Here is a 19,878-nt window from a genome sequence, read left to right on the forward strand (position 1 = left end):
CGTCACCAATGAGTCGTCGAACGGTCGTGAAACCGCTATAGCGGGACGGGGGTTCAAAGGTTGCGGGGATTCGTGGGTAATAGCTTGTCGGACAGATTTGGCACGGTGGCCCGCTGGTATAGCCAGAGGGGTTCATACCCGTTTCTCTTCCTTCTTTTGGCGGTCTTGCTGCTGATCCAGGCCGTTCGTCTGACCTGGCTGGTGCTCACTCCGCTGGGCCCTGTCGGCAATTATCGCGCTGATCAGGTGCGGATATTGTCCCCGCAATCGCGGCTCACCCTGTTCAGCAGCTTTGATCCGTTTTTCCGGGACGGGGCAACGCAAAGCGCCAATGTGGTGACGTCACTGCAACTGACACTGTTCGGCATCCGGATGAACGAGGCATCGGGACGGGGCTCGGCAATCCTGTCCGGGCCGGACGGGGTGCAAGCCAATTATGCTGTCGGCGAGGAGATCATGTCCGGCGTTACACTCGACAGTGTCGCGTTTGACCATGTGGTCATCAACCGCGGCGGCGTGCGCGAAAGCCTCTATCTCGACCAGTCCATTCCCGCGCAGACCATCGGCGCCGACGATCCCGTCACGCCTGCATCGCTGACTCCGGGCGGCGCGGAAATAGCCGGTGTCGCCTCGCTCGCCCCGCGCAACGAACAGGGCCGGGTCACCGGGATTCTGTTGTCGCCCCTGGGTGACGGCAGCCTGTTCAACAGCGCCGGTTTCCGCAATGGCGATATCATCGTGTCGATCAACGGCAATCCGGTGGGATCAGCGAGCGATATCGAGACGCTGAAAAGTCAAATACGGCCCGGCACGCGCCTGTCCGTAGAAGTCGAGCGCGGAGCCGATACGGTTCCGGTCGCTGTTAATCTGGGAGCCCAGTAATGCGTAGTTTTTTCGCCCGGATCATAGCGGTCCTCGCTCTTTGTGCCGGCCTGTCGGCGGCACCCGTGTCGGCCCAGCATACGCTGAATGTTCGCGATGCCGACATCCGTGCCTTTGTGCAGGACGCGGCAAAGGTCACGGGCCGCACCTTCATTCTCGACAGCCGGGTGCAGGGTAAGGTCTCGGTGGTCACCGACCGGCCACTCAGCCGCTCGGAATATTTCGAGATTTTCCTGTCGACCCTGCGTGCCAATAATCTGGTCGCGATCCCGACGACCCGCGGTGCCTATCGGATCCAGCCCGCCGACGGTGCGGCTTCGCAACCGAGCCGGATCGGGTCGCGCGGTGCCGAAGGCAATCAGCTGGTCACCGAAGTGGTGCGGCTCAAATCGATTGTCGCCACCGAAGCGCTGGAAACGCTGCGCCCGCTGGTCAGCAAACAGGGGTCGATCACGGCCAATCGCAACGCGAACAGTCTGGTGATCGTAGACTATGCCGACAATATCCGCCGGATACGCTCGCTGGTTGGCGATATCGACCGCGACAGCGCGGCCAGCACGATCATCACGCTGAAAAACGCCGGGGCCCGGGAAATTGCCACATCGCTGCAGGCGCTTGCCGCACAGGGCGGCGGCGAGGGGCTGCGCGCGCCGGTGACGGTGGTGCCGATCGACAGCAGCAACAGTATCGCCCTGCGTGGTGATCCCGGCGCGGTGGCGCGTTTTGCACAAATGGCGCGTGAACTGGACAAGGGTGCGGAATCGGGGACCGAGATTCGCGTCCACCGGCTTGGCTACGCCAATGCCGAACATCTCATGCCGGTGATCGAGAATCTGCTGGGCAGTAGCGGAACGGGCGGTGCGTCGGCAGCGGTTGCGCCGGCCGGTGAAGGCGGAACGGCAGCGACAGTCGCAACCGGCGGTGGCAATGGCATTGCCAGCCGGGGGCCGGCGATTGTCACCCGGCTGGAAGGCACCAACGCGATCATCGTCGCGGCCAATCCGGACGTGCAGAGGATGATTGGCGAACTGATCCGCCAGCTCGATACGCGGCAGGAACAGGTGGTGGTCGAAGCGATTATCGTCGAGATTTCCGAATCTCTGGCCCGCGAACTGGGTGTACAATGGCTGGTCGGCGGAGAAGATGTGCCCTTTGCGGTGACCAATTTCTCGAACGCCTCGCCCAATATCGTCGATGTCGCCGGTGGCTTGCTGGCCGACCAGTTTGATACCACCACGACGACCACGACCGATACCGCGACGACCGTGACCACGAACAGTTCGGTCGGTGATGCGTTGCGGCAGAATGCAGCGGATTCGGTACTGGCAGCGCGCGGCGGCTTTGGCGGATTTGCGACCAGCCTGGGCGGGAGCGCCGTGCTCGGTGCGATCATCAATGCGGTGCAATCCGACACGGACAGCAATGTCTTGTCGACGCCTTCGCTGACGGTGAACAACAATCTCAAGGGTAGCATTTTGTTTGGCCAGGAAATTCCGGTCTCGACCGGCGAGGCCCTGTCGGGCAATTTCGACAACGCCTTCCGCACGATCCAGCGGCAGAATGTCGGGATCGAGCTGGAAGTCACGCCGCAGATCAATGCCGGTGATGAAGTGCGGATGGAATTGCGCCAGCAGGTCAGTTCGATCGCCGGGCCGGTTTCCGACGATTTCAACGAGCTGATTATCAACAAGCGGGAAATCAACACCACCGTGACCGTTGGCGATGGCGAGATTATCGCGCTCGGCGGGCTGCTCGATGATAATGAGCGGCGCACCATCCAGAAAGTCCCGTTTCTCGGCGACATCCCGCTTCTCGGAGAATTGTTCCGCTCGCGGGGCCGGTCGCGGGTCAAAACCAATTTGATGGTCTTCATCCGTCCGACGATCCTGAAGGACCCCAATGACGCCCGGCGGTTCTCCAGCGCGCGTTATGATTATATCCGCGACCGGCAGCTCAGCCGCAATCCCGATAGCGAGCCGTCCATTGACGCGTTGGTTCGCGATTATCTGGGAACCGTTCCGCCGACGGTCAAACCGCGTCCGGATGACCAGATCATCTATGCGCCTGGCGACCGGTCTGCGGTCAGTGACAGCGGTATGATCGAGCAGGCACCGGTGCCCCCAAGCGAGGCTGACGGGAAGCGGTAATGAAAATCGCCCGGGGGACAGAGGCGGTGATTGCTGAAGCGGAACGGGACTCTGCGGGTCTGCCGCTGGCAGCAGCCAGGGACCTGCCATATTCCTATGCCCGTGATCATGGCCTGCTGGTTCAGGATCGCAATGGTGAGCGCCCGCTGATCGCTCTTCGCGAAGGCTCAGACCCGTCCGCCTTGCTGGAGGTGCGGCGCTATCTGGCTTTGCCCTTTGACGTGGACATGGTCGACGGGCCGGCGTTCGAGAAGCTGCTGTCGGCCCATTATGCGATGGACGGTTCGGCTGCGGCCATGGCCGGTGATATGGCGCTGGCGGGCGAGGGGCTGGACGATATTGCCGGGGATATCCCGAGCGCAGAGGATCTGCTCGACAGCGCCGATGATGCGCCGACCATCCGGCTGATCAACGGGATCATCGCCGAGGCGGCACGGCAGGGCGCGTCGGACATCCATATCGAACCTTATGAGACCGGGCTTGTGGTCAGGATGCGGGTTGATGGCGTGCTGACCGAGAAGCTGCGCATGCCGCCGCATGTCGCCGGCGTGATCGTCAACCGGATCAAGGTGATGGCGCGGCTGGATATTGCCGAGCGGCGCATTCCGCAGGATGGCCGGATCAGCCTGACGCTGGGCGGCAAACTGCTGGATGTTCGCGTTTCCACCTTGCCCAATCGCGCCAGCGAGCGGGTGGTGATGCGGATACTCGACAAGGAAAGCGCGGGGATATCGCTCGATCTGCTCGGCATGTCGGAGAGCACCCATGCGATCCTCAGCGATGCGCTGAGCGAGCCCAATGGCATCATCCTGGTGACCGGCCCGACCGGCTCGGGCAAGACCACAACGCTCTATGCGGGGCTCAAGCAGCTCAATGACGGCAGCCGCAATATCCTGACGGTCGAGGATCCGGTGGAATATGCGATCGAGGGCATTGGCCAGACCCAGGTCAATGCGAAGGTTGGCCTGACTTTTGCCGCCGGGCTCAGAGCCATATTGCGGCAGGACCCTGATGTGGTGATGATCGGCGAAATCCGCGACCGGGAGACCGCCGAGATCGCAGTGCAGGCGAGCCTGACCGGCCATCTGGTACTCTCCACCGTGCACACCAATGACGCGGTGGGCGCGATCACCCGTATGCGCGATATGAAGGTGGAGCCGTTTCTGCTCGCCTCGACGCTGCGCGCGGTGATTGCCCAGCGACTGGTGCGCAGGCTGTGCGAGCATTGCCGCACGCCGATCCAGGCGGATGGCAGTCTGGCCTCGCTGCTCGGCTTTGACAATGGCACGGTGGTCTATCGGGAAACGGGCTGCGAACATTGCAACCAGACCGGCTTCCAGGGCCGCATCGGCGTGTTCGAGGCGATCCGGATCGACGAGACCTTGCGCAAGCTGATCAATGATGGTGGCGACGAGGCGGCGATCACCGCCCATGCCTTCCGCAACCAGCCCCATCTGGGTGTCGCCGTGCGGGCGCTGGTTCGCGATGGCTTGACGACGCCCGAGGAAGCGATCCGTATCTCCCGGCGCGAAAGCGAAGCGGTCGATGCCTGAATTTGCCTATAGCGCGATCGACCCCAAGGGGCGCGAGAAGACCGGACGGCTGACCGCTGCCAGCGATGATGCGGCGCGCGCGAAACTGGCCGAGCGCAATTTCTATGTCGTCAGGATGGAAGCGGCGCAGGGGAAATCGCGCGACGGGGGCAAACAGGCAACGAGTCTGCTCGGTCCGAAAAAGCTGACATCCAAGGAACTGACCCTGTTCACCCGGCAGCTCTCCTCTCTGGTGCAGGTCAGCCCGCTGGAAGAGGCGCTGCGCCTGATCGGCAACCAGAATGAGAAGCCGCATGTCCAGCAGCGGATCGCGGCCGTGCATGGCGGAGTCGTTGAGGGCCAGCGTCTCTCCGAGGCGATGCGCCGGGAGCCGAAAAGCTTTCCGCCGCTCTATCGGGCGATGATCGCGGCGGGCGAAAGTTCCGGCACGCTGCCCGACATTACCGAAAGACTGGCCGATCTGCTCGAGCGGCAGGCCGAATTGCGCGGCAAGCTGATCGGTACATTGGCTTATCCGGCGGTGCTGGCGCTGGTTTCGATCATCGTCGTCGCGCTGCTGATGATCGCGGTCGTGCCCAAGGTGGTCGAACAGTTTGACGATGTGAACCAGCAACTGCCGCTGGTCACACGGATTGTTATCGGAATATCCGATTTTCTCGCCGACTGGTGGTGGGCGCTCGCGATGGCCATCGGCGTAGCGATCCTGATTGGCTGGCGCGCGCTCAAGGAGCCGCAACTCAAATATCGTTTTGACGGCTTCCTGCTGCGCCTGCCGTTCTTCGGGCGTCTGCTGCGGGACTTGCACGCGGCGCGTCTGGCGCGGACATTGTCGACCATGGTGGCCAGCCGCCTGCCGATTATCGAGGGGCTGCGGCTGACTACCGAGACTATTCATAACAGCGTGTTGCGCAAGGCGTCTGAAGATATGGTGGAAGCCATTAGAGGCGGCGGCAGCCTGTCGACGGCGCTCAGAAATACCGGGGTGTTTCCGCCAATGCTCGTCTATATGACCTCCAGCGGAGAAGCTTCGGGACAGCTCGACGACATGCTGGCGCGGGCAGCAAGCTATCTGGAGCGGGAATTTGACAATTTTAGCTCTACGGCCTTGTCCTTGCTGGAACCGATCATCATTGTGGCCCTGGGCGGGCTGGTCGCGCTGGTGATATTGGCGATATTGTTACCGATTTTGCAGCTTCAGAAGCTGGCAGGACTATAGGGCCGGAATAAAGGGATGATTATGACGACAGAATTTGAAAATCCGGAAGCGGACCGCATGCCGGACGTCAGGCCGAAGAAAAAGCGCAACGGCTTCACGCTGGTCGAGCTCATGGTCGTGATCTTCATTCTCGGCCTGCTGACCACCATTGTCGTGATCAATGTCCTGCCCAGTCAGGACCGGGCGATGGTGGAAAAAGCGCGGGCGGATATCGCGACTCTGGGCCAGGCGCTGGAAATGTACCGGCTCGACAATCTCAGCTATCCCGGATCGTCGGACGGATTGCAGGCGCTGGTTGCGCCGCCGGCTTCGCTGTCCACGACCGCGCGCTACCGGCAAGGGGGCTATATCAAGAAACTGCCCGATGATCCGTGGGGACGGCCCTATCAATATGACAATCCCGGGCGTCAGGGCCCCGGCTATGATCTTTACTCGCTGGGCGCCGACGGCGCGCCGGGCGGCGAAGATGACAATGCCGACATTTACGCTGAATAAGACCGGCAGCGCGTGAACCCCGATCTTCTCCTGATTGCCTTTCCCACCGCGGATAACGAAGCACTGCACTGGTGGCATGTCCGCGACGGCGCGGTGCAGGCCACAGGTTGTGATCCGGACCCGCTCGTGGCTTCATCCGCCCATGCGCCCGATTCGGCGGAGGCAGATGTGCGGGTGATCGCGCTGATGCCGTCGCATCTCACCACGGTCACGGGGCACGAACCGATCAGCGACGCGACACAAAGCCAGGCGCTCACGGCAGCGACCATGGCTGCCAAAGCCCAGAGCCTGGAAAGCGAGACGATCCACATCGTTGCAGCTGACGATGGTCAGGGCCGGGTTGTCACGGCGTCGGTCGGACGGGAGATCCTGGCATCCGGTCTGGTCCGCCTGCAGGCGCTGAATATGGACCCCGATGCCATTATTCCACTCGGCTGGTTGTTGCCGGCAGGCGGCGATGATGAAGCGGTTTCTGCAGATTTCGGATTTGACCGCGTTGTCCGCTCGGGAAATATCATCGCGGTGGATGATCCGGCACTGCGGGATATTCTGATTGCCGGGCGGACGGTAGAGCCGATCGAGGGCGAGGCTTTTGACGCATTGCTGATCGGCGCTGCGGACAAAAGCGATCTGAACTTTCGCGCTGGCCCCTTTGCGAGGAAGGTCCGGCGTGCGATGGACCCGGTGCAAAAGCGCCGGCTCGGATGGATGGTTGCGGGCTTGGTCATCCTGTCTCTCGCCATTCCGCTGGTGCAACTGGCCAAATATCACTGGGCGGCCAGTTCGGCGGATGAGGCGGCTCTGGCTAGCGCCGCTGCCGTCGTCGGGCAGCAGGATGATTCCGAAGTCGCCGAACGCGCACTGGATCAGCGGCTGATTGCCGAAAATCGCGGCAATATCATGTTCCCGGTTCCGGCTTCGGCGCTCTATTCGGCGCTGCAGCAGGTGCCGAATGTGTCGATCGCCCGCATGGCCTATGGCGACAATGGCATAGTGTCGGCGACATTGTCGGCGGTTCGCAACGAAGATATCAATCCCGCTTTGCTGGCATTGCAGGACGCGGGCTTCATCATAACCGCGACTCCGCGCACCGATGCAACGGGGTCGGCACAGGCGGACATTACGGTGAGGGCACCATGATTGATACTGCAAGAAACTGGTTTGCCGCCCTCAGTCAGCGGGAGCAGATATTGCTCGGGATTGCCGGTCTGCTGCTGGCGGGACTGGTCGGCTATTATGGAATCGCCCGGCCGATGGTCGATGCGATGGCCGCCGGCCAAGAACGCTATGGCAATGCGGTCGAACGGCAGGCGCGGATTGAGACCAAGGTTGCGGCATTGCAGCAGCCGGCAGAAGGGCAGGCAGCCCGATTCAGCGGCGCGATTGATGCATTCGTCAGCCAGAGCGCTGGCGAGACGGGGATTGCGGTGGCCTCTGTCACGCCGCAATCGGACAAGCGCGTGGCGATGATGGTGGAGTCGGCGAAACCAACGGCGCTGCTCGGCTGGCTGGCGCGGATCGAACGCGACGGCATAGCAGTGGAAAGCCTCAGTATCGATCCCGCTGGCAATGGAACGGTTTCGGCCAATCTGACCCTGCGGTCACATTAGCCGAGATCCTTCACTCGGCGGGTTCGATTTGATGCTGCCTGTCTGCGGGGAACATGATGCCGCCGTCATCGGCTGACATGGCTTCCGGTTCGTCAGGCTTGGCGGTTGCCGCTTTTGGCTTTTTCTGGACCCATTCGCCCTTCTCGTTACGGATATAGGCAGGAGCGCGCTGGACGTTCCAGACCAGACCCATTTTTTCCCAGAGATAGATAATCTGACCGTTAAGATCGAACTCCCACCACGCAACCTGCGAGGAAGCGGCACGGGGATGCTGGTGATGGTTGTTGTGCCATCCGTCGCCGAAGGTCATCCAGGCCATGAACCAGTTGTTGCGCGAGCCATCCTTGGTGTCGAAGCGCTGCGAGCCGAAGACATGGCCGATGCTGTTCACGCCCATCACGAAATTGAGGAAGAAGAAATTGCGGAAGAAGCCGCCGATCAAAATGGTGCCGATGATATGTTCCGGTCCGCCAAAAGCCAGCGCCCAAAGAGCGGGCAGGCCGATGCTGGAAAAAATCGCGATCGACCAGCGATGCTTGTGGCACCATAATACTTGCGGATCGTCGATCAGGCCCTTGCCGTAAACCTTCATGTCCGAGGTCGTATTGTCGAACAGCCAGCCGAAATGGGCGATGCCGAGCCCCTTGAGTTTACCCATTTTCTTGCCATGGCCGTCGATATAGGGGCTGTGAATATCGCCCACCTTGTCGGCAAAGGCATGGTGCCGGCGATGATCTGCTGCCCATTTGAGCACCGATGCCTGACAGGCCATTTGCGCCATGATGCCGATGGCGAGGCGCATTTTCGGTCCTGCTTCAAAGGCACGATGGGTGAAATAGCGGTGATAGCCGATGCCGACGCCCATGTTGATCAGGGCGAATCCGAAGAGAAAGGCCGACCATTCAACCCAGCCGGTCGCATGGAAGAGTGTCCAGTAGAGCGCGCCGAGCGAGCCGATCACCATCGAAGACAGCAGGATGCCATATTCGATACGCTTCGCGCGTGCAGCCGGTCCGCCGATGATGACGCCATTCTGTGGATGCTGTTCCAACGGCGTATATTCGTCGGGTTGAATGTCGCTGAATGCGGTTGCCATTAGCCAAAGTCCTCGAAAATTACATCGGGACCCTAGGATATAGGCTATTTACGATGATTACAATTCCATTAACTATTAGGCTGCGGATGGCAGAATTCTCGCTCTATGCCTAGTCGTCGCGGAGCGGTCTGCGGGTGCTGCGATTGGCCTCGCGTGACTTGCGGACGGGTTCCGTGCGGGTCCGCGGGGATGTCCGGTCAGCGCGAGCCGTCGGTTGTGGCCGGGCCTGCGGCTGCTCGGTCGCTCTCGTCGGGCGCCGGTCGGGACGAGTGGCACGATCGCCGCGGTTGCGGGCTGGTGCGGCCCGATCCGTCCTGTTCGGGCGCGTTGCCCTTGTCTCCGGCCGCTCCCCGCGTCCGTTACGGGCGCCTCTGTTATCGCGATCGTCGCTGCGCCTCTGGCCGCGCGCGTTGTCGCGGTCCTGATTGCGAGAGCCATCCCAGCGGTCCATTCTCTGGTCGCGGCGATTGCCGAACCGGCCGGAATTTGCGTCGCGATCCCTGCGATCTCTGGCGTGATGTCCGCCATATACGGCGCGCTGCCGGGCCCAGTAGCGCCGGTGGCTGTCGCGCATCGCATGGCGCCTGCCGGCCCGATCAAAGATATAGACGCCATAGCCGGGATAATAATATTGATCATACCAGCCGCCGCCATATCCAATATTGGCAAAGCCATAGCCATAGTCGCAGGCATAATAATCGTCGAAGGGCGCATAGGGATCGCAGTCATAACCCCGATTGTTGACATAGCCGTCGCCATAGGTGCCCGCACCATACATGCACCCGCCGAGGCTCAGCAGCGTACCTGCGGCGAGAGCAGACTTCAGGAGTCGGGGCATTGTGGAATGTGTCATTATCTTTCCTCTGAAACCGGTCCCGCGGCACCAGCCGTACGGGGTTGCGATCGTTTCGTCCTTGTTCCGCATTGTTAAGCCCCTGTGATTGAATAGCTTATGAATGGAGTGGCTTGCTGACATTAATGAAAGTAGCTATCATGAGGCTCAAACACCAGTTCAGGAGAGTTCCCGTGGCTACAGTTGCAGCAAAACCCCATGGATATCCGTTTCAGGAGTCGGCCAACCCGCATTGGGTGAAGCGGCCCAGCGAGGACGAACTGGCGCATATTCCCGGCAAGAAAGGCCTCCCCGTTCTGGGTTGCACGCTGGAGCTGCTCAAGGATCCGGGCCGTTTTGGGCGGCGGATGTTCGAGCAATATGGATCGGTCTATCGTGCGTATAGTTTCGGGGGGTGGTCGGTCAACATGCTGGGGGCCGATGCCACGGAACTGATCCTTTTCAACAAGGACAAGATATTCTCGAGCGAGCAGGGCTGGGGGCCGATTCTCAACAATCTTTTTCCGCGCGGATTAATGTTGATGGATTTTGACCGCCATCGGGCGGACCGCAAGGCGCTGTCGGTGGCTTTCAAGCCCGGGCCCATGAAGCACCACTGCGAGGTGCTGGGCGAGGGTATATTGCAGCGGGTGGCAGAATGGAGCGGAACCGAATTCAATTTTTACCCCGCGATCAAATCGCTCTCGCTCGATACCGCTGCCAGCGCGATTCTCGGGATCCCCTGGGGACCGGAAGCGGACAAGATCAACAAGGCTTTTGTCGACGAGGTGCAGGCTTCGGTGGGCGTAGCGCGCAAACCCATTCCCTTCACCAAAATGTGGAAGGGTGTGAAGGCGCGTGAATATCTGCTCGAATATTTCACCCCGCAGGTGAAAGAGCGGCGGGCCAAGGGCGGCGAGGATATTTTTACGCAAATCTGTCTGGCGACGCATGAGAATGGCGAATTGCTGACCGAGGATGAAGTCGTCGATCACATGAATTTCCTGATGATGGCGGCGCATGACACGATTACCTCATCGGCGACCAGCCTGATCTATCTGCTTGCCAAGCATCCCGAGTGGCAGGACAGGATTCGTGAAGAATGTCTGGCGGTGGCGCCGGCTGGCACGGCGCTGTCGATGGAACAATTGAGCAAGCTTGAATTGACGGAAATGGCGTTCAAGGAAGCGTTGCGCCTGATCCCGCCAGTGCCATCGATGCCGCGTCGCGCGGTCAAGGAGTTCACGTTCCGCAACTACACGATCCCCGCCGGCACATCCGTCGGTGTCAGCCCCAGCTTTGTTCACAAGATGGAAAAACACTGGCCCGATCCGGAGAAATTTGATCCGCTGCGCTTCACGCCGGAAAATTCGGTCGGCCGGCACAAATATGCCTGGGTGCCTTTCGGCGGCGGCGCGCATATGTGCCTCGGGCTGCATTTTGCCTATATGCAGATCAAGATATTGATGCACGCGATGCTGACTCAGAATCGCGTGGTTCTGCAGGGTGGCGCCGATTATGAACCGAAATGGCAGGTCTTTCCCATTCCGCAACCCAAGGATGGGCTGCCGATTCGCCTCGAGCGTCTCCAGACCCCGCGCTAGCAGGGCCGACCGGGCTATAGGGGGCGGTCGACGCAAAAATTGACAGCCTCAACCTTGCATGGCAGTCTTCAGGCTCAATCGGGGGGTAATCATGGGGCGGCTTGAATTAAACGGCGATGCATATCTCCGGCTGCTGCTCGCGATATCGGGAAGATTTTCAGCCGGGCCGGCGACCTGTGTGCGGAGGCGAAACCACGCATGAAGATGTCGCGCCGCTGCTGCCCGCCTTCGATTCCCCCAGACACGTTTCGGCTGCCGCGATTGCTGGCGGCATGTGGAGGCAACGACCGTCCAGAATAGATTTACAGCAGATTCATACCTGTTGAAACGCGCGCTTTTTCAGGTTCGCGACGTTAAATATAGAGGAGAATATATATGGCCGCATTCCGCATCCTTTCCTTTCTGATTGGATTCATCCCGCTCTGGTTCGGGGTCAACGGCCTGTTATTCGGCGCGGCGGAACATATGGGTAGCGACGCATTCAGCGCGGCCATGGATAATCAGTATCGCTATCTGTCGGGTGTTTATATCGGTGTGGCGTTGATGATCTTCTATAGCGCTGGAGAAATTCGCAAGCGGGCGAAACTGTTCCGTTTTGCGATATTGTTCTTCTTCATCGGGGGTTGTGCCAGGGCGGTTTCCTATCTCACCGTTGGTCCGCCACCGACCGAGCAATTTGCCGCGATGTTCGTGGAACTCCTGTCGCCCCTGTTGCTCGTCTGGCAGGCAAAGATACTGCGCTACTAGGAAAAATATTCGGGAAACTTGCTCTTTAACCGGTCAACAAGCGCCGGGTCCATGAACCGGTAATTGTCCGGAATAGCGAGATTGCGGACCGGTTTGTTCTTGAGCAGGCCGGCAAATCGTCGGCTAATCTTCTTCTTGTGACCATTTTCCATCACATAGACGCGATCCGCCCACTCGATCAGATCTCCCGACAGAGGGGTCTCGGCGTCATGGTTGAGGCCCGCGGAAATTGCCGTAACGCCATCCACTTGGTTGAGAAGCGTCTCGGCGGTCGGGCTGCGCAACCGGTTGCGGGCGCAGATGAACAGGAGCTTCGCAGCGTCGCGGCTCACTTCGCCAGCATGTCCTTCAGATAGCCTCCGGTGTAGCTGCCTTTGACCCTGGCGACCTCTTCCGGTGTGCCCTGGGCGACAATTTCGCCGCCGCGCACGCCGCCTTCGGGGCCAAGGTCGATGATATGGTCGGCGGTCTTGATGACGTCGAGATTATGTTCGATCACGACCACGCTATTGCCCTGCTCGACCAGTTGATGGAGCACTTGCAGCAGCTTGCGGACATCCTCGAAATGCAGCCCGGTGGTGGGTTCGTCGAGAATATAGAGCGTCTGTCCGGTTGACCGTTTGGACAATTCCTTGGCCAGCTTGACCCGCTGGGCCTCGCCGCCCGACAGCGTGGTTGCCTGCTGGCCGACCTTCACATAGCCGAGGCCGACTTCGTAGAGCATTGCCATCTTGTCGCGGATCGGCGGGACTGCCTTGAAGAAGCTGACTGCATCCTCGACCGTCATGTCGAGAATATCGGCGATTGACTTGCCTTTGAACTTCACTTCCAGCGTCTCGCGATTATAGCGTTTGCCGCCGCATTCCTCGCAGGTGACATAGACATCGGGCAGGAAGTGCATCTCGATCTTGATCAGCCCGTCGCCGCGGCACACTTCGCAGCGGCCGCCCTTGACGTTGAAGCTGAACCGGCCGGGCTTGTAACCGCGCGCCTGCGCTTCCGGCAGGCCGGCGAACCAGTCGCGGATATTGGTGAAGGCGCCGGTATAGGTCGCCGGGTTGGATCGCGGGGTGCGGCCAATCGGCGACTGGTCGATGTCGATGACCTTGTCGCAATATTCGAGACCGGTGATCTTGTCATGCGCGCCGGCAATCACCCGCGCGCCATTAAGCGTCCGGGCGGCCGAAGCGTAGAGCGTGTCGATGGTCAGCGAGCTTTTGCCCGAGCCGGACAGGCCGGTGATGCAGGTAAACGTCCCGAGCGGGATCGATGCGGTAACATTCTGTAGATTATTGGCGGTGGCGCCGTGGACGGTGAGCTTCTTGCCGTTGCCCTTGCGGCGCTTGGCCGGCACCTCGATTTCGCGGGTGCCGTTGAGATAGGCGGCGGTCAGCGATTTTTTCGATTTCAATATCTGCTTGAGCGTGCCTTCGGCGACGACCTCGCCGCCATGGACACCGGCGCCCGGCCCCATGTCGACGACCCAGTCGGCGGTGCGGATGGCATCTTCGTCATGTTCGACCACGATCACCGTATTGCCGAGATCGCGCAGACGCTTGAGCGTGGTCAGCAGCCGGTCATTGTCGCGCTGGTGCAGGCCGATGCTCGGCTCGTCGAGCACATAGAGCACGCCGCTCAGGCCTGATCCGATCTGGCTGGCGAGCCGGATACGCTGGCTTTCACCGCCGGAGAGCGTGCCGCTGGTCCGGTCGAGATTGAGATAGTCGAGACCGACATTGTTGAGGAAGCCGAGTCGCTCGATAATTTCCTTGAGGATCGGTTCGGCGATCTGGCTCTGGGTCTTGTCGAGCTGTGCGCCGAGACCTTCGAAAAATGCCAGCGCGTCGCCGACGCTGCGCCGGGTCGAAATCGAAATATCCTCGCCGGCAATCTTGACCGCCAGCGCTTCCGGCTTCAGCCGCGCGCCGTGACAGGTCTCGCATGGAGCAGCGGCCTGGAATTTGGCCAGTTCCTCCTGCATCCAGGCGCTCTCGGTCTGCAGCATCCGGCGGTTGAGATTTCCGACGACGCCTTCGAACGGCTTTTTCACTTCGTAGGATTTGCGCCCGTCCTGGAAGCGCAGGGTGACGGGAAGGCCTTGTGTGCCGTTGAGAATGACATCCTGATGATGTGCGCTCAGCTCGTTCCATGGTGTTTCGAGATCAAATTCGAAATGGCGCGCGAGACTGCCCAGGACCTGCATATAGTAGGGGCTGGGCGGGTTGGACTTGGCCCAGGGTACCACCGCGCCCTGCTTGATGCTCAGCGCCGGATTGGGGACGATCAACTGGGTGTCGAAATGGAGCTTCTCGCCGAGACCGTCGCAGGACGGGCAGGCGCCCTGGGGGGCGTTGAACGAGAACAGGCGGGGCGCGATTTCCTCTATGGTGAAACCGCTGACGGGGCAGGCGAAGCGTTCGGAGAAGACGATCCGGTTCGGCGGGAGGCCGGTGCCTTTCATCTTCTTGCTCGCCGGTTCAGGTTTGAAATTCGCGCTGGCTTCTGCGACATCCTGTCGTTGACCTGCGGTCGCCTGCGGCTCGACAGGCTCAGGACGAACGGATTTCTTTGGCGTACTATCGTCATTACCCGCCGTTCGTGGTGAGCCTGTCGAAGCATGATTGGCAAGGGCTTCCTCTACCGTCCCGTCAGCCAGATCGACAAAGGCCAGCCCATCCGCCAGCCGCAGTGCCGTCTCGAAGCTGTCGGCGAGCCTTTGCTCCATGCCCTCGCGCACCACGAGACGGTCGACGACCACCTCGATGTCATGCTTGTATTTCTTGTCGAGCTTCGGCGTTTCCTCGATGTCGTAAAATTCGCCATCGACCCGGACGCGGGTGAAACCGGCCTTCTGCCATTCGAGCAATTCCTTGCGATATTCGCCCTTGCGCCCGCGCACCACGGGCGCGAGCAGGAAGAATCGGGTCTTCTCGGGCAGGGTCATTACCCGGTCGACCATCTGCGAGACGGTCTGCGCGGTGATCGGCAGGCCGGTTGCGGGGGAATAAGGCACGCCGGCGCGCGCCCAGAGCAGCCGCATATAGTCGTAAATCTCGGTCACCGTCGCGACGGTCGAGCGCGGATTGCGGCTGGTGGTCTTCTGTTCGATCGAGATCGCGGGAGACAGGCCCTCGATATGCTCGACATCGGGCTTCTGCATCATCTCGAGAAACTGCCGTGCATAGGCCGACAGGCTCTCGACATAGCGCCGCTGCCCCTCGGCATAGATCGTATCAAACGCGAGGCTCGACTTGCCGGAACCGGACAGGCCGGTGATCACGATCAGCTTCTCGCGCGGAAGCTCGATATCCACGCCCTTGAGATTATGCTCGCGGGCGCCTTTTACTTTGATGTGGGTCAGACTCATGAGCGTGCTTTGCAGAAGATGCCGGAGAGAGTCCAGCGGGCCAAAGGAACAGGGTGATCCGCGCTATATGTTCAATGTTTGTTCTGTTTTCAAGGGGTGTGTTTGTGGGGAGCGTGACCGGGGTCACGGGTAACCAAGCTCTATCCGATTACAAACGGTCTGAAGCAGTTACAATTGCAGGAGCCAGCTAATGACACTGTTCAAACTATGGGCCACCGCCCCAGTCTTGATAATAATGACAGCATGTTCGACCTTGGAAAGTGTGCGGCCAGATATTGAAGCCCGTCCATTGCCCAGCAGACTGGATGAGACTGCCTATATCAATGCGCTTCGCGATGCTTTCGAAGTGATGGATTCTAAATCCAATGAACTGTGTTTCGATGGTGCTGGTCTGAAGCCATTTAAAGACAAGTCTGCTCAAGGCTATTCTAGCACAGCCTATCACGAGGAAAAGTTGAGAGTGCCTCGATGCCTCAAGTTCAAAAAGGTTCCTGCGAATGAAGTAGAGACAAAAATGAAAGACTATATGCTCGCGGGTTTCGGTTTAACTGATCTATACTGTCAGCGATTCTTTACGATCACTACGGCCTCAGAACGGAACAGAAGGTTTGGAGAGAGCACGGCGAACAGTTTAGATGTTCTGGTAAACTCGGTGCTAACGTTATCAAATGCAGGGAATACAGCGATTGGAATCACCAATTCGGGTTTCGGCCTCGTCGACAAAACATTTGAAGGGTACGACATGGCTTATATGGTTTCTCCCGACATCGCTAACGTGCAAAAATTGGTATATTCAGCGCAAAGCGAATATCGAGAGCGAGCTCTAAATCCAAAATTGACAACTTTCCCATCAGGCTATGGAGGAGCGAGATCAATAATTGAACGCTATGCAAATTTTTGTACATTCAACGGGATGAAAGCACTGCTTAATGAATCGGTCAAAAATAAAATTGATCAGATCGATTCTTCGTTGCAGCAAAATGTTGAATCCGCGAAGGGGAAAACCGGGAGGAAGGAGATCAATGTAGAAACATCCGCAAAAAACATTGAGTCACCAATCCCATAAATCTGATATCTTATTTCCGGGTGATATTACCTTCTAACCCGCCCAAAAACCTCCCGATACTTCTCAAAAAAACCGACCATCTCCGGCGACCTTTTGCTCTTCATGTCGCAGAAGAACTTGCGGTTCCAGCCCTTGGCGGTGCCGAGATGGATCATTGCGTAGACATAGGTGAGTAACCCGGCCGAGAACGCAAAGGCCGCGTCCATTCCCGCCGTCGCCCATATGACTGCCGCTATCAGCGGATAGGCCATGACCGGAAAGCTGATCGCTTTGCGGTAATTGAAAATCCCCTTGCTCTCTCTGGTCGGCAGGCCGAATTTCCCGACCAGTGTCGAGGTGAAAGGCAGAAGGTTATGGATGATCGCCGCCGGGATCTTGACCCACCACGGTACCGGCGCCAGCAGGATGGTACCGAGCGCCAGCAGCTCGAAAAACGGGTAGCGGATGACCAGCAGGGCCAGCACCTTGTAATCGTGATATTGTTTCGAAGTATGCTCGATCAGCTTGTCCACACCCGCGACGGCATATCGGCCTTTTTCGCGAAAACGGAAGACGTTGTTGGGGAACATATAATAGCGCAAAAGTCCCTTTTTCCCGGGCATGTCGGCGCGCGCCGGGCGGATATCGAGCAGTTTTGCGACTTCGTCCGTAAAGGTACCGTACCAGACCAGATGGTCAGTCTTTTTCTCCGGTCGATTGGCATAATAGGTCGCGTTATAATCTGCGATCCGCTGCTCGATATTGCCACGGATATCGGCCCGGAATGCGGCGTCCGTGATCATCCTGTGGACCAGCAGGCACTGCATTTCGGCGATATTATTGAGGCCGCCGGTGAACGGACGGGTGTAGCCGATGGTGTAGATATTCCGGAGCCTGGGTGACGTCACGCCCATGAACTGTTCGCGCGGTTTATAGGCGAACGATTCCACACCGTCTTCACCATGCACCCGGATTTCGGGGACCGCCGGCATTTCCTGATCGCCGTCGATGATCATATCGAAGTTCGCGCTTTCGCCGTCTTCGCTTAGCGTCATCGCGTCATGATCGATGGTCGTGGTCGATTTGTCCCACAGCTTTACATGGCCATGCTCCAGAAAGAAGGGCAGGTCGTTGATCAGATAGCCATCGCTGATTTTCTGCTCGAGCGTTGCCTCGCAATAGAGTTTGTAGACATCGATCGGCCAATATTTGATCGCGATATGACCGTTCTCGACCGGCGCTTTCGCCCTGAAAAAGTTGCGAATGTCTTTGTGCGGCCGGATGCTCTTCGGGTGGCGCACGCCCAGACTGTTGCGGTCGAAAAGCTGGGCAAAGCGGTGGTGGATCAGGCCGTGGATATAGCCGCCGTCGATGAATGCCCGATAGCTCCACTTGCTGACTTCCGAAAAATTGTGGCATTCCAATTGATCCAGCGGAACAAAGCGCGGGCCGTCGTCAAAGGGCGAGAAGGTCGCGAACATCTTGTCGAGAATGATGAAACCGTTGGTGACCAGATGCACTTTCGCGCCATAAGCGACGAGCTTGGCGATCAGCAGGTTCGCACTGTCGCCGGTCGCGGTCATGGCGACGCTCTTGCCGGAGAAGCTTTCGTCGATGGTAATCTGTTTGAGATTGCTGTTCATCTTCCGACGGAACGCGGTGGCGACAACCACATGTCTGGCGCGAAACTGTTCACCGCTTTCGAGATGGACGATGCTATGATCGTCATGATTGTCGATGGCCTCGACGCGGCCACTGTGAATATGGTCGGCGTAGCGTGCGGCATATTTCTTGTGGATCGCGTAAAACTGCCGGGCTGTCGGAAAACCGTCGGTGAAATCCTCTCCCTCTTGCTTGAGCATTTCGACCAGCTCGAAAGAGTAGACGCTGCTCTGGAGCGAGCTCACCAGATCGAAATCGAGCGCATCGGCAGCCTCCAGTTGCTGCCAGATCGGCTCCATCGGCGAAACCATAAGCCAGCCGATACCGCTTTCGTCCAGCTCGCGGATCAGCGGCATGGTCGAAAAACCACCGCCGACGATCAGCACTTCAACATCCCGTATTTCTGTCATATTGCCCCCGTCCGCGATCCGTCGATGTCACTTTGGTAACCGGTCGGGGGGAGAAAACCAACGATCTTTTCCGCTCTATCCGATCGCGGTTGTCCCGCTGGCGGACGGCGCGGCGAGCTTACGTCTTTTGTCGACCAGCGAATACCGTTGGTCGAATGAATATCCGGGTGTCGTGCCTCCGTGCTATTCCGCAGGCAGCTGAGTGAAAATCCGGAATAAGGCGTAATGCCGACGGGTCGCATCGAAGCTTAACCTCGGGGGATGGTATCGGAATGCGGGCAAGTGCATGCTGAACCGGGATTTTTGCCTACCGCATGGGCAAGCTCCTGTTCCGGGATTGGCAGGTTTGGCGTCCGGCCCCCTATTGGACGCCGCCATTGCCGCGCTTCCGGTACCATCCCTTTGATCAGGCCCCTTTGATCAGGCCCCTTTGATCAGGCCCCTTTGATCAGGCCGCAGCATCTGCGTCGCCAATCGGCGGGTCACTCGGCCATCAAATCCCGGACGAATCCGATCAGACCGGTTTGCCGCGACCGCCGCATGCGCTCGGTGGCCAGTATCTGCTTCACCTTGGTGAAGCATGCGTCGAGATCGTCGTTGATCAGAACATAGTCATAGCCGTCCCAGTGGCTGATCTCGCTTGTTGCTCTTTGCATCCGGCTCTCGATGACATCGGATGCGTCCGTGTTGCGGCTTTCCAGCCGGTTGCGCAGCTCACCCAGCGAGGGAGGCAGAATGAACACCCGGACGACATCCTGTCCCGCGCGTTGATAGAGCTGCTGCGTGCCTTGCCAGTCGATGTCGAACAGCACGTCCTGACCTTCTTCGAGACTCTGGTTTACTGGTCCTGACGGTGTGCCGTAGCGATTGCCGAATACCGTCGCATATTCCAGAAAACTATGGTCTGCTACCATCTCCTCGAACTGGTCACCGCTGACGAAATAATAGTCCTTGCCATGTTCTTCGCCGGGCCGTTTCGGCCGGGTGGTCACGGAGACCGACATGGCGATCTCGTCATCGGCCTCCAGCAACATTTTCGCCAATGTCGACTTGCCCGCGCCCGAGGGGGAGGACAGCACGAACAGCAGACCTCTGCGGTTGAGTTCGCGGTGATCATTGTCGATATTCTGGGAAGCAATATTGTCGGCCATAGCGGCTATTGGCCGATTGGGGCGCATCGCGTCAAGATGGTTGTCCCGAAGTTTTTATATT

At 59.2% G+C, this 19,878-nt stretch carries 16 protein-coding genes; 10 read left to right on the forward strand and 6 right to left on the reverse strand.

What is annotated here, in order from left to right; translation table 11 throughout:
• Nucleotides 1-84 precede the first annotated feature (84 nt).
• Genes SPHFLASMR4Y_RS15115 through gspM form a run of 7 tightly spaced genes read left to right on the forward strand, consistent with a single transcriptional unit; the run spans nt 85 to nt 7,903 of the window.
• Nucleotides 85-882 (forward strand): type II secretion system protein N, encoded by a 798-nt coding sequence (locus SPHFLASMR4Y_RS15115; protein ID WP_089134284.1) that lies wholly within the window; start codon nt 85-87, stop codon nt 880-882.
• Nucleotides 882-3,029, forward strand: a complete 2,148-nt coding sequence (gene gspD / locus SPHFLASMR4Y_RS15120) for a type II secretion system secretin GspD (RefSeq protein ID WP_089134285.1) — start codon at nt 882-884, stop codon at nt 3,027-3,029. The genes SPHFLASMR4Y_RS15115 and gspD overlap by 1 nt, the downstream gene beginning before the upstream one ends.
• Nucleotides 3,029-4,582 carry a type II secretion system ATPase GspE gene (gene gspE, locus SPHFLASMR4Y_RS15125; RefSeq protein ID WP_089134286.1) on the forward strand — a complete coding sequence of 518 codons (1,554 nt, stop codon included), beginning with the start codon at nt 3,029-3,031 and terminating at the stop codon, nt 4,580-4,582. Before gspD ends, gspE begins: the two co-directional genes overlap by 1 nt.
• A complete protein-coding gene (gspF, locus tag SPHFLASMR4Y_RS15130; protein WP_089134287.1) occupies nt 4,575-5,798 on the forward strand; it encodes a type II secretion system inner membrane protein GspF in 1,224 nt (407 codons plus the stop codon). The genes gspE and gspF overlap by 8 nt, the downstream gene beginning before the upstream one ends.
• Nucleotides 5,799-5,855: 57 nt before the next feature.
• Nucleotides 5,856-6,293, forward strand: coding sequence for a type II secretion system major pseudopilin GspG (gene gspG / locus SPHFLASMR4Y_RS15135; protein WP_186266113.1), 438 nt, complete (start codon nt 5,856-5,858; stop codon nt 6,291-6,293).
• A gap of 12 nt (nt 6,294-6,305) precedes the next feature.
• Entirely contained in the window at nt 6,306-7,433 is a 1,128-nt protein-coding gene (locus SPHFLASMR4Y_RS15140; protein WP_089134289.1) for a hypothetical protein, read from the forward strand.
• A complete protein-coding gene (gene gspM, locus SPHFLASMR4Y_RS15145; RefSeq protein ID WP_089134290.1) occupies nt 7,430-7,903 on the forward strand; it encodes a type II secretion system protein GspM in 474 nt (157 codons plus the stop codon). The genes SPHFLASMR4Y_RS15140 and gspM overlap by 4 nt, the downstream gene beginning before the upstream one ends.
• A 10-nt stretch (nt 7,904-7,913) precedes the next feature.
• On the opposite strand, the gene SPHFLASMR4Y_RS15150 is transcribed toward gspM, so the two are convergent.
• Nucleotides 7,914-8,999, reverse strand: coding sequence for an acyl-CoA desaturase (locus tag SPHFLASMR4Y_RS15150; protein ID WP_089134291.1), 1,086 nt, complete (start codon nt 8,997-8,999; stop codon nt 7,914-7,916).
• 109 nt (nt 9,000-9,108) lie between these two features.
• Nucleotides 9,109-9,852, reverse strand: coding sequence for a hypothetical protein (locus SPHFLASMR4Y_RS15155; RefSeq protein ID WP_145955560.1), 744 nt, complete (start codon nt 9,850-9,852; stop codon nt 9,109-9,111).
• 173 nt (nt 9,853-10,025) lie between these two features.
• Between SPHFLASMR4Y_RS15155 and SPHFLASMR4Y_RS15160 the strand changes: the two genes are divergently transcribed.
• Both SPHFLASMR4Y_RS15160 and SPHFLASMR4Y_RS15165 read left to right on the forward strand, forming a co-directional pair.
• Nucleotides 10,026-11,435: a cytochrome P450 gene (locus SPHFLASMR4Y_RS15160; protein ID WP_260806999.1), complete on the forward strand. Its 1,410-nt coding sequence runs from the start codon at nt 10,026-10,028 to the stop codon at nt 11,433-11,435.
• Nucleotides 11,436-11,810: 375 nt separating this feature from the next.
• Nucleotides 11,811-12,182, forward strand: a complete 372-nt coding sequence (locus SPHFLASMR4Y_RS15165; protein ID WP_089134294.1) for a DUF4345 domain-containing protein — start codon at nt 11,811-11,813, stop codon at nt 12,180-12,182.
• On the opposite strand, the gene SPHFLASMR4Y_RS15170 is transcribed toward SPHFLASMR4Y_RS15165, so the two are convergent.
• Nucleotides 12,179-12,514 (reverse strand): low molecular weight protein tyrosine phosphatase family protein, encoded by a 336-nt coding sequence (locus tag SPHFLASMR4Y_RS15170; protein WP_089134295.1) that lies wholly within the window; start codon nt 12,512-12,514, stop codon nt 12,179-12,181. The genes SPHFLASMR4Y_RS15165 and SPHFLASMR4Y_RS15170 overlap by 4 nt on opposite strands.
• On the reverse strand, nt 12,511-15,549 hold the full coding sequence (gene uvrA / locus SPHFLASMR4Y_RS15175; RefSeq protein ID WP_089134296.1) for an excinuclease ABC subunit UvrA: 3,039 nt from the start codon (nt 15,547-15,549) through the stop codon (nt 12,511-12,513). The genes SPHFLASMR4Y_RS15170 and uvrA overlap by 4 nt, the downstream gene beginning before the upstream one ends.
• Nucleotides 15,550-15,739: 190 nt before the next feature.
• On the opposite strand from uvrA, the gene SPHFLASMR4Y_RS15180 reads away from it, so the two are divergent.
• Nucleotides 15,740-16,615 carry a hypothetical protein gene (locus SPHFLASMR4Y_RS15180; protein WP_145955561.1) on the forward strand — a complete coding sequence of 292 codons (876 nt, stop codon included), beginning with the start codon at nt 15,740-15,742 and terminating at the stop codon, nt 16,613-16,615.
• Between the two features lie 26 nt (nt 16,616-16,641).
• Here SPHFLASMR4Y_RS15180 and SPHFLASMR4Y_RS15185 read toward each other — a convergent pair whose 3' ends face one another.
• Nucleotides 16,642-18,666, reverse strand: a complete 2,025-nt coding sequence (locus SPHFLASMR4Y_RS15185) for a hypothetical protein (RefSeq protein ID WP_089134298.1) — start codon at nt 18,664-18,666, stop codon at nt 16,642-16,644.
• 482 nt (nt 18,667-19,148) lie between these two features.
• The gene (gene gmk / locus SPHFLASMR4Y_RS15190) at nt 19,149-19,817 is read right to left on the reverse strand and encodes a guanylate kinase (protein ID WP_089134299.1); all 669 of its coding nucleotides are present in this window, start codon (nt 19,815-19,817) and stop codon (nt 19,149-19,151) included.
• Nucleotides 19,818-19,878 lie beyond the last annotated feature (61 nt).

It is taken from the genome of Sphingorhabdus sp. SMR4y (assembly GCF_002218195.1).
GTDB lineage: Bacteria > Pseudomonadota > Alphaproteobacteria > Sphingomonadales > Sphingomonadaceae > Parasphingorhabdus.

Coding starts and splice junctions, on each gene's coding strand:
- SPHFLASMR4Y_RS15150 (WP_089134291.1), bottom strand. CDS start 8,999: ATGGCAACCGCATTCAGCGACATTCAACCCGACGAATATACGCCGTTG.
- SPHFLASMR4Y_RS15185 (WP_089134298.1), bottom strand. CDS start 18,666: ATGACAGAAATACGGGATGTTGAAGTGCTGATCGTCGGCGGTGGTTTT.
- SPHFLASMR4Y_RS15165 (WP_089134294.1), top strand. CDS start 11,811: ATGGCCGCATTCCGCATCCTTTCCTTTCTGATTGGATTCATCCCGCTC.
- gspD (WP_089134285.1), top strand. CDS start 882: ATGCGTAGTTTTTTCGCCCGGATCATAGCGGTCCTCGCTCTTTGTGCC.
- gspG (WP_186266113.1), top strand. CDS start 5,856: ATGCCGGACGTCAGGCCGAAGAAAAAGCGCAACGGCTTCACGCTGGTC.
- gspF (WP_089134287.1), top strand. CDS start 4,575: ATGCCTGAATTTGCCTATAGCGCGATCGACCCCAAGGGGCGCGAGAAG.
- uvrA (WP_089134296.1), bottom strand. CDS start 15,549: ATGAGTCTGACCCACATCAAAGTAAAAGGCGCCCGCGAGCATAATCTC.
- gmk (WP_089134299.1), bottom strand. CDS start 19,817: ATGGCCGACAATATTGCTTCCCAGAATATCGACAATGATCACCGCGAA.
- gspE (WP_089134286.1), top strand. CDS start 3,029: ATGAAAATCGCCCGGGGGACAGAGGCGGTGATTGCTGAAGCGGAACGG.
- SPHFLASMR4Y_RS15180 (WP_145955561.1), top strand. CDS start 15,740: ATGACACTGTTCAAACTATGGGCCACCGCCCCAGTCTTGATAATAATG.
- gspM (WP_089134290.1), top strand. CDS start 7,430: ATGATTGATACTGCAAGAAACTGGTTTGCCGCCCTCAGTCAGCGGGAG.
- SPHFLASMR4Y_RS15155 (WP_145955560.1), bottom strand. CDS start 9,852: ATGACACATTCCACAATGCCCCGACTCCTGAAGTCTGCTCTCGCCGCA.